This is a genomic window from Paraburkholderia sp. Ac-20347 (assembly GCF_017104805.1).
In the GTDB taxonomy this organism is placed as follows: domain Bacteria; phylum Pseudomonadota; class Gammaproteobacteria; order Burkholderiales; family Burkholderiaceae; genus Paraburkholderia; species Paraburkholderia tropica.
Map to the genome: position 1 here is coordinate 1 of NZ_JAAGPN010000545.1, position 1,790 is coordinate 1,790.

Consider the following 1,790-nt stretch of genomic DNA (forward strand, 5'->3'; position numbering starts at 1 on the left):
TGTGGCCGTGCCATCGCCCGTCGCGCCCCAGCTCACGCTCGCGTGGCCTGCGCGCGGTCCGATCCTGCAGCGTTTCGTGCCGGGCAAGTCCACCGGCATCGTGATCGGCGGCCAGCCGGGCGAGCAGGTCCGCGCCGCCGCGGCCGGACGCGTGGTCTACGCCGGCACGGGCATCGAGGCCTATGGCCCGCTCGTCATCATCAAGCACAACGATCAGACCGTCACGGCCTACGGCCATAACGGCAGACTGCTCGTGAAGGAAGACGACGCCGTCTCGCAAGGCCAGCCGATCGCCGAAATGGGCGTCGACAACAACGGCGTCGCGGGCGTGCAGTTCGAAGTGCGCAGCGACGGCAAGCCCGTCGACCCGCTGCCGCTGCTCTCGCGCTAGGCGCGTCTTCTCCCCGTCGAACGGATGCGCGGCGCTCGGGCGCCGCGCTTTCTCCTCCCCGTTTTTCCCTCCGCGTTCCCCGCCGATTTTTCGTACGGTTGCTTCGTCGCGCCGTTTGAAAATACACTCGATGATTCCACGCCGCGCGGCCTGAGCGCGGCCACCACGAGGACTTCGAGGACTTCATCGCATGATCGATCTGCGCAGCGACACCGTCACCCGTCCGGGCCCCGCCATGCTTGCCGCCATGACCCGCGCCGAAACCGGCGACGACGTCTGGGGCGACGACCCCACCGTGCTGCGCCTCCAGGCGCGCGTGGCGGAGCAGGCGGGCAAGGAAGCGGGCCTGTTCTTCCCGAGCGGCACGCAGAGCAACCTCGCCGCGCTGATGGCGCATTGCGGACGCGGCGACGAATACATCGTCGGCCAACTCGCGCACACGTATAAGTACGAAGGCGGCGGCGCGGCGGTGCTCGGCAGCATCCAGCCGCAGCCGCTCGACAACGCCGCCGACGGCTCGCTGCCGCTCGAGCGCATCGCCGCCGCGATCAAGCCGATCGACGACCACTTCGCACGCACGCGTCTGCTGGCGCTCGAAAACACCATCGGCGGCAAGATCCTGCCGCCCGCCTATGTCGCCGAAGCCACGCAGTTCGCGCACGACCGCGGACTCGCGACGCACCTCGACGGCGCGCGCGTGTTCAACGCGGCGGTCGGCTCGAATCAGCCGCTGCAGGCGCTCACGGCGGACTTCGACTCGGTGTCGATCTGTTTCTCGAAAGGGCTGGGTGCGCCGGTCGGCTCGGTGCTGGTAGGCAGCCGCGCGCTGATCGAGTCGGCGCATCGCTGGCGCAAGGTGCTGGGCGGCGGCATGCGCCAGTCGGGCGTGCTGGCGGCGGCGTGTCTCTACGCGCTCGATCATCACGTCGAGCGTCTCGCCGACGATCACGCGAACGCCGCGCGCCTCGCGGCCGGCCTCGCGCAGATCGATGAAGTGAAGGTGATGTCGCACGCTACCAACATGGTGTTCGCGCAGTTCCCGCAGGCCGACTGCGCGCCGCTCGAAGCGTGGCTCAAGGAGCGCGGCATCCTCACGCAGATGCTCTACGCGTCGCGATTCGTCACGCATCTGGACGTGAGCGCCGCCGATATCGACACCTTCGTCGACGCCGTGAAGGCGTACTTCACGCGCTGATCCAGCCAGGCGCGGGTTGCGCAATCCGTCGCGCAACCCGTCGCGTAATTCATCGCGCAACGCTCGATGCGCGCGCCGCTTCGGCGCGTCACCGGCCCAGCGCTAGCGCCCCGCGCGGTGCGACGGCGCGAACAGGCGCAAGCCGCTCACGATGCTCGCCGCCGCCGAGAACGCCGCGCCCAGACCGAGCGCGAGCGTCGGGCC

Annotated in this window: 2 protein-coding genes; both read left to right on the forward strand. The window is 69.6% G+C overall.

The window, feature by feature from the left end; genetic code table 11:
- Positions 1-391, forward strand: a 391-nt coding sequence (locus G3N97_RS38520) for a peptidoglycan DD-metalloendopeptidase family protein (RefSeq protein ID WP_205997958.1), incomplete at its 5' end; no start/stop codon positions are given.
- Between the two features lie 190 nt (positions 392-581).
- Entirely contained in the window at positions 582-1,586 is a 1,005-nt protein-coding gene (gene ltaE, locus G3N97_RS38525; RefSeq protein WP_065057617.1) for a low-specificity L-threonine aldolase, read from the forward strand.
- The last annotated feature ends 204 nt before the right edge of the window (positions 1,587-1,790 follow it).